General features: G+C 46.3%; 11 protein-coding genes. 8 read left to right on the top strand and 3 right to left on the bottom strand.

Translation table 11 applies throughout. The features are described from left to right. The first annotated feature begins 40 nt into the window (after positions 1-40). The 6 genes from mobC (NT073_RS10690) (at position 41) to NT073_RS10715 (ending at position 3,380) form a co-directional block, all read left to right on the top strand. Entirely contained in the window at positions 41-397 is a 357-nt protein-coding gene (mobC, locus tag NT073_RS10690) for a plasmid mobilization relaxosome protein MobC (protein WP_297372810.1), read from the top strand. Beyond that, positions 394-1,287: a relaxase/mobilization nuclease domain-containing protein gene (locus NT073_RS10695; RefSeq protein WP_297372812.1), complete on the top strand. Its 894-nt coding sequence runs from the start codon at positions 394-396 to the stop codon at positions 1,285-1,287. Before mobC (NT073_RS10690) ends, NT073_RS10695 begins: the two co-directional genes overlap by 4 nt. A 1-nt stretch (position 1,288) precedes the next feature. Beyond that, on the top strand, positions 1,289-1,894 hold the full coding sequence (locus NT073_RS10700) for a hypothetical protein (RefSeq protein ID WP_297372814.1): 606 nt from the start codon (positions 1,289-1,291) through the stop codon (positions 1,892-1,894). Positions 1,895-2,152: 258 nt separating this feature from the next. Then, positions 2,153-2,635, top strand: coding sequence for a replication/maintenance protein RepL (locus tag NT073_RS10705; protein ID WP_297372816.1), 483 nt, complete (start codon positions 2,153-2,155; stop codon positions 2,633-2,635). Then, on the top strand, positions 2,632-2,913 hold the full coding sequence (locus NT073_RS10710) for a hypothetical protein (protein WP_297372818.1): 282 nt from the start codon (positions 2,632-2,634) through the stop codon (positions 2,911-2,913). The genes NT073_RS10705 and NT073_RS10710 overlap by 4 nt, the downstream gene beginning before the upstream one ends. A 140-nt stretch (positions 2,914-3,053) precedes the next feature. Beyond that, positions 3,054-3,380, top strand: coding sequence for a hypothetical protein (locus NT073_RS10715; protein ID WP_297372823.1), 327 nt, complete (start codon positions 3,054-3,056; stop codon positions 3,378-3,380). A 382-nt stretch (positions 3,381-3,762) separates the two neighbouring features. Here the strand turns inward: NT073_RS10715 and NT073_RS10720 are convergent, their stop codons facing one another. From NT073_RS10720 to NT073_RS10730, 3 genes are all read right to left on the bottom strand, one after another. Further along, positions 3,763-4,167, bottom strand: a complete 405-nt coding sequence (locus NT073_RS10720) for a hypothetical protein (protein WP_297372825.1) — start codon at positions 4,165-4,167, stop codon at positions 3,763-3,765. Between the two features lie 272 nt (positions 4,168-4,439). Beyond that, positions 4,440-4,868 (bottom strand): hypothetical protein, encoded by a 429-nt coding sequence (locus NT073_RS10725; RefSeq protein WP_297372828.1) that lies wholly within the window; start codon positions 4,866-4,868, stop codon positions 4,440-4,442. A gap of 46 nt (positions 4,869-4,914) precedes the next feature. After that, the gene (locus tag NT073_RS10730; protein ID WP_297372831.1) at positions 4,915-5,283 is read right to left on the bottom strand and encodes a hypothetical protein; all 369 of its coding nucleotides are present in this window, start codon (positions 5,281-5,283) and stop codon (positions 4,915-4,917) included. 227 nt (positions 5,284-5,510) lie between these two features. On the opposite strand from NT073_RS10730, the gene NT073_RS10735 reads away from it, so the two are divergent. After that, positions 5,511-5,843, top strand: a complete 333-nt coding sequence (locus NT073_RS10735; protein ID WP_297372838.1) for a hypothetical protein — start codon at positions 5,511-5,513, stop codon at positions 5,841-5,843. Positions 5,844-6,039: 196 nt separating this feature from the next. Next, entirely contained in the window at positions 6,040-6,360 is a 321-nt protein-coding gene (gene mobC / locus NT073_RS10740) for a plasmid mobilization relaxosome protein MobC (protein ID WP_297372841.1), read from the top strand. Positions 6,361-6,451: the final 91 nt, after the last annotated feature.

Consider the following 6,451-nt stretch of genomic DNA (forward strand, 5'->3'; position numbering starts at 1 on the left):
CGACTGTCGGGGGTGAAAAAACCGCTCGCTCTGCTTGCTTATGAACCCAACTGAACCCATTAAAAAACGGGGTGGCCGCCCTCCCAGCGACACCAAACGAGACCAGCAAATTACGGTCTGTCTGACCAAGCTGGAGAAGCTAGCCCTCAAACGACGGGCTGACAAAGCGGGGCTGAATCTATCGGACTATGGCCGGCAGATGGTGCTCACCGGCAAAGCCCAGGCACGCTTAACCCCTGAAGAGAACGTTACCCTCAATCAGGTGGCCAAGTTGGGAAATAATCTCAACCAGATCGCCCACAAAGCCAATGCCGACGGTATCCGCAGTATTGCCATCGAAGCTCAACGACTGCTGCGGCAGTTGAGTGAACTATTGGATAAGCCCGTTGAGCCATGATTGCCAAGACGACTATCGGCCGTAGCTTCAAAGGTTGCTGTGGCTACAATCTGCAAAAGGTAGAACAGGGGAAAGGCGAGATCCTAATGAGTCAGGGCGTACGCGAGTACGATGCCCGCTCAATGGTGGCCGACTTCATGCGGCAGGCCAGTTTGAACCCCGATCTAAGCCGGAGTGTGTGGCACACGGCTATTAGCTTCAGCCCCCAGGATGAGGCCCGCTTGCAGGTCCAGCCAGAGTTGATGAAAACGGTGGCCAGCGACTATCTGAAAGGGATGGGTCTTGATCAGACGCAGTACGTGGTGATTCGTCACAAGGACACCGATCATTCCCACTTCCATATCGTGGCCAACCGCGTAACCGACACAGGCCAGACCGTCAGCGATAGCTACAACTACCACCGATCAGAGAGCCTTTTGCGCCAGATCGAGCAGAAACACGGCTTAACCCCCCTACTGGAACAGGCCAAACGCCAGAGCCTGGAGCGAGTACCGGAGCGCGACCGGGAACGAATCCTGATGCGGGACCAGGTACGGGAGAGTGTGAGCCGTTCGACGACCAGCCAAGAGCTGCGCCAGGACTTAGCCCACTACAACATTCAGCTGATCGTCAACCGGGATCAAGCGGGAAAGCCGCGCGGTATCAGCTTCGAGCAAGTTGGCCACAGCGAGCAAGGCGAAGAAATCCGAGTGGCCTTCAAAGGCTCTAAACTGCATCAAAGCTTAAGTCTGGGCGGATTACAGCAGCAGTTGGAGCAACAGGCACGTTTGCGTCAAAAACAGGCCTTAGAAGCCACTCATGAAAAAGACAGGCTAAAGGAGCAAAAACCCAAGAAAGGCCTGCAAATCGAAGAAAAGCACCCTAAAAAAGGCTTAGGCCGTGGTATGTGAGATGGAACAGAGCGAATTATTAGGTGAATTACTGGAAGGCTTGACCCGCGATGTCAAAGCGCTTCAAACCAAAGTGGGCCAGTTACCCACGACAACGCCCCCCGATTACCGGGAAAGTCTCCAAGCATTGGCCAAGTCGGTGCAGGAGTTACAAGGCAAAGCCCCAACGCAAGCCCCGGCCTCCACCGTCGACTTGAACCCGGTGCTGAGTCGGCTTGAGCGAATGGAGCAGCAAATCCGCCAACGGCCCGAGTACACTATGAGTCAGTATGTGCGGTATGGGGCGTATGCCTTTGGGTTGATGGTGGTGTTACTGGTGGGTGTGACCTGGCTAGCCCTGAGCTGGCGCAGTGAGCGGGAAGACTATGCTCAGGCTTACGCTCACGACAATTGGCGGGTTCGTTACACCAAGCAGGCCGATCCGGACTATTACAATTTCATGGAAGCTAAGTTCAAAGAGCCAGGACTCACGCAATGGGTGGTTGAGCAGGAAGCCGCCGACGAGAAGCGGGAGCTAGCCCGTGAAGCTGCTGAACAAGCCAAATCGTTGACCCAAGAGGCAAACCAATTAGAGGGAAAACCAATGACAAAGGGGAAGAAAAAATAGGTGTCTTCGACGGTGTGAAAGTGTGTGTTAGGAGATACAGAATAAAAAAAGGATTAACTAACTGATTATAAGTGGTATAAGGTGAAGTCATGTTGCATAGTGTGCAACATTGATGTTGCATAGCTGGTGCAACATGTTTTCATCTTAATGAAGTTTATAAATAAGAAATATTTTTTTTTCTGCAACGTCAAGTTGCATAAAAATGCTATTATTGTGCCAGAATGATGCAAGGTTGTTTCACGGTATGCAACATAGATTATGGCACATGAAAAAGAGGTAGTTAACTACCATACAGGAGAAGTAGACTTAGTCAATGATAAGTTTGTCCAATTATACGTTGACAAACTCGACCTAATCATTGAAATGACAGGTGAAAATCCAACAGCTGTTAAGGTTTTCGTTTGGCTACTTCAGCATATGGATAAGCGTAATGCTTTGGTTGTTAGCCAAGAAGCACTTGCAGAAGCTATGGGACTTCACAGAACAACAATATTCCGTTGCACAAACTACCTCAAGGAGAAAAAAGCAGTAGATATTGTAAAGTCTGGTAGCACAAATATTTATGCTGTAAATGCGCAAATAGCTTGGAAATCAGACGCTAGTGGGAAAAGATACGCCTTATTCGACGCTGCCGTATATATTGCTGATTCAGAACAGGATAAACCTTTATTTGATACACAGCTAATTGGCCACGCCAAAGCTAAAACACCTAAAAAAAGCAGTAAACTCAAAGCAGAATGACACCAGACAGCAGACTTGACCAGTTAGAACCCTTGATGGCTGACGTACTTCAAAAAGTTGACCGCCTGATTGAAGGGCAGGGCCAACTCATTGAATTGGCTACCAGTACAAAAGCCGGATTAGAGCAAGTTAAAGCAACTGGAGATATTACCGCTAACGGACTTGCTAACCTGACCACTTCTATGCAGCAAGGGTTAGCCAATGTACAACGAGATATAGCCGATCTAAAAACTGGCCAGGACTTAATCTTACAAATCTTGCGGGAGAAACTCCCCTAACGATATTAGTCAAAACGGAAACCGGCTCTGCTGAGGAGCAACCGGCCAGGGATAGACTGATGCACGTACTAACCGTACTTGCGCCCCGATCTTGATAGCTTCAAGCCAGATCGGGGCTTTTTCATATCAACACTATAGCCATGAAAGACATTGAAAAGGTAGAAGCGCAGGAGGTAGAAGCCACCCCAGTAGGCAAACGGCTCATCCGAAAATCAGGTACAGTTAAAATCAAGCTTGCAGCAGGAAAACAGTTAAAAGTTGAAATACTAGCTTACACAAGTATGCCTAGGGCCATTACAGATCCTCGTATAACACCAGCTCAACGGAAAGAACTTATGCAGCAGGAAGGCTACGAAATAAACGGGATCTTTTACCCTTTAGGAGAAATTGTTGATCGTCTTAAACTAGCTTTCAAAGATATTCCAGAAGCAACTGTTTCAACAGGCTTCATTGTTTGGAAAGATTGAAAGCGGACCCGCTACGCGGGAGGTTAAAAGTGATAGGTTTTCTTAGGCATAAGGCACCCCTAACTGTACGGGTTGCTGACGCCAGACATGATAAAGGGGATAAAAGAAGGGAAACAGGACATGGTGAACCTGTTTCCCTCAGCCCATTTTCTTTTCAACAGCCTTGTTAATCAAGGCTCCCAAAGGTAAATCTAATCGTACAGTTAGGGGTGCTCTATGCCTAAAAAAACCTATCAATATAAACGCGTCGCAGACACCGCTTATACTGTAGTAATATAGGCTTTTAGGTGGCTTAAAGGCGGCTTCCGACAGGCTTTCCGGGTTTTTGCGGTAGGCTTTCAGGAGGCTTTACTTTACATAATCACACTTATATAACAGGGTTTTACAATCTGATAACCCAATCTCTGTCCTCCACTTGATCCAGTGTGAATGAGTATACCTTCTCCCATTTTTGCCCCATTCGTATGCTATCCCAATCATTGTCTAGAACTGTATTTGGGTTAAAAATATATATCCATAATTTACCTTTACCGATATGAGCTTCCCATTTTCCCATTCCTAAATGAGCAGAAATGGTATCATTAGGAGCTATATATTTTGGATTATCTTTCAATAATCCAGCCTGGTAACCTCGAGTAGTGTCTGCTTGCTGAATTTCTTGAAATGGATTGTAGTCAGACAAGCCATTTATTGCATGATCAGAACGACCATCAACAGCGTAGACGACCAACATGGGTCTCTTAGAACTGTTGATAAGCTTTAACTTCGAGTCGATAGGAGGGTCCATACAGGCTCCCAAGCAATAGACTAAGCAAACCCAGTAAGCAATGCGCTTCATTGTATTTTTTTCTACTAATGCTCTGTTGTCATCTTAACGTAAATATTAGCTAAATCGAATAACATAACGTTAGTTATGCAACAGGTCTAGGAATAGTACTAACTCACTGTGGGGCAGTAAGTTGTACTTTACCTAGACCTGTTGCATAACTACACTTATGTTAATGGAAAAAAATGAGAAACGGGTTAAATCATTTAGGAGACAAACATTAGTTTAATATCTTAACGGGTTAAAGTAAGTTTGAAATTGTCAGTATTTGACGAATTAAACCAGCCACTAAAAATCATCTTATTACACTGGTTTACATCCATTTTTCCCTCCATTAGTAAGGTATCTTCCTTCGTAACGAAGTATAGCTTTAACATGTCATTACTCACTGTGTACAGTCTTTTCGTAACTGGAATGCTACCATAGCTGAGACCCCATAAAGTATCTGGATCAGTCAGTGAGCCGTCGGCATTGAAGGACATAGTACCTGAGTACTGATGTCGACTGTTTCCAGTAATTGGAGCGACACAGTTCCAAGTACCAACAATATTTTTAATGGCTTCTGGTGCTACGCATCCTGTATCTATAGGCGTAATATCACTCTTACAAGCTAGTAAAAGGACTACAAGAGAAATTAGTACAGAGCATAATGTCTTTTTCATAAACCAGATACTCTTGTTGTATAAGTGAGCATTATGTTAATCTAGCCTATTTAACAGAGGACAGATACAGGTAGTAAATCTGTTCTCCCCCTAATCGAGGAGCGACTTTACCCGATGTGGTTCGGTATTCACCAGTAAACGTAACCTCTTTGCCAACGGTCTGATAACTGGTCGGTAAGTTGCAGGTTAAGCCCGTCCACTGACTGTCAATAGTTCCTGGTACATGATAGTTGATCGTGTATACCGCTATATCCTGTCGATACCCAACGATGCCTTTCAGGTTCTTAGCTTGATGACTGACCGGATTATCGTCAAAGCAACCGGGGTTAGCCGATACGGGTACAGGCAAAGTGTCCTTTTGACAAGCTACACTCACTCCAATCAGTAGTGTACTCAGTAAATGACTAGGCTTCATGGTAGTAAAGTAAATCTATTTGATGACAGATTACCACAGTCCCTCAAAGGTTGTAACTAGAGCTCTGTAATTGCTATATAATCAGTGTTACGTGAGTCTAAACAGCATGTAAGACAATTTTACTGATTTGTCTTACAGCCCTTATTAGGTGTCTTACAATTTTCGGTTTTTGTCTTACACACCTAAATTTTGCCTAATTATGTGTCTTACACGTGTAAGACACAGCCATGGAAGACCTTACTACCACCTCTGACTCAACCAACGAGAATATCGAATCCACGAAAGGAAGCAACCCTGTTACCTGGTCTATCCGAGGTGTCGAGCGAGACACTCGGGCCGTAATCGAGAAAGCCGCTGAACGAGCGGGTAAAACCATCGGCCAGTACGTCAATGAAGATATCCGCAGCTTAGTACAAGGCCAGCTCACCCAATCCCAATTACCAGCCGCCCCGGTTGATATTCAGAACCAGATCGACCACCTAACTAAGATGGTCGAAGGGATTGCCAACCGAATGCCTGAACAAGGTAAGAAAAGCTTTTGGCAACGTCTGCTGGGGTAAACTCAAAACTGATTAGAAGGGAAAAAAAACAGCTTGCGTTGTTGCGCAGTGCGTGCCGATTTTGTAAGTTCGCTTATTGAGTAGCCAGCCATGTTTCACCCCTAAAAAACCTTCCTACGGTCGGTTTTTGTCGGGTCGAAACGGCTGTCCCCCCTCCGACTGTCGGGGGTGAAAAAACCGCTCGCTCTGCTTGCTTATGAACCCAACTGAACCCAAACGAGACCAGCAAATTACGGTCTGTCTGACCAAGCTGGAGAAGCTGGCTCTTAAGCGACGAGCTGATAAAGCGGGGCTGAATCTGTCGGACTATGGTCGGCAAATGGTGCTCACCGGCAAAGCCCAGGCACGCCTAACCACCGAAGAAAACGCTACGCTGAACCAGGTGGCCAAGCTAGGGAACAACCTAAACCAGATCGCCCACAAAGCCAATGCCGACGGTATCCGCTCGATCGCCATCGAAGCCCAACGGCTGTTACGGCAGTTAGCCGAACTACTCGATAAACCCGTTGAACCATGATTGCCAAAACGAGTATCGGCCGTAGTTTCAAAGGCTGCTGCGGCTACAACCTGCAAAAGGTAGAACAGGGAAAAGGAGAAATTCTGATGAG

This window comes from Spirosoma sp. (genome assembly GCF_026391055.1).
GTDB lineage: Bacteria > Bacteroidota > Bacteroidia > Cytophagales > Spirosomataceae > Spirosoma.

Bases quoted from the DNA above. Each gene is read 5' to 3' on its own strand.
- mobC (WP_297372810.1), top strand. From the start codon at position 41: ATGAACCCAACTGAACCCATTAAAAAACGGGGTGGCCGCCCTCCCAGC.
- NT073_RS10695 (WP_297372812.1), top strand. From the start codon at position 394: ATGATTGCCAAGACGACTATCGGCCGTAGCTTCAAAGGTTGCTGTGGC.
- NT073_RS10700 (WP_297372814.1), top strand. From the start codon at position 1,289: ATGGAACAGAGCGAATTATTAGGTGAATTACTGGAAGGCTTGACCCGC.
- NT073_RS10705 (WP_297372816.1), top strand. From the start codon at position 2,153: ATGGCACATGAAAAAGAGGTAGTTAACTACCATACAGGAGAAGTAGAC.
- NT073_RS10710 (WP_297372818.1), top strand. From the start codon at position 2,632: ATGACACCAGACAGCAGACTTGACCAGTTAGAACCCTTGATGGCTGAC.
- NT073_RS10715 (WP_297372823.1), top strand. From the start codon at position 3,054: ATGAAAGACATTGAAAAGGTAGAAGCGCAGGAGGTAGAAGCCACCCCA.
- NT073_RS10720 (WP_297372825.1), bottom strand. From the start codon at position 4,167: ATGGACCCTCCTATCGACTCGAAGTTAAAGCTTATCAACAGTTCTAAG.
- NT073_RS10725 (WP_297372828.1), bottom strand. From the start codon at position 4,868: ATGAAAAAGACATTATGCTCTGTACTAATTTCTCTTGTAGTCCTTTTA.
- NT073_RS10730 (WP_297372831.1), bottom strand. From the start codon at position 5,283: ATGAAGCCTAGTCATTTACTGAGTACACTACTGATTGGAGTGAGTGTA.
- NT073_RS10735 (WP_297372838.1), top strand. From the start codon at position 5,511: ATGGAAGACCTTACTACCACCTCTGACTCAACCAACGAGAATATCGAA.
- mobC (WP_297372841.1), top strand. From the start codon at position 6,040: ATGAACCCAACTGAACCCAAACGAGACCAGCAAATTACGGTCTGTCTG.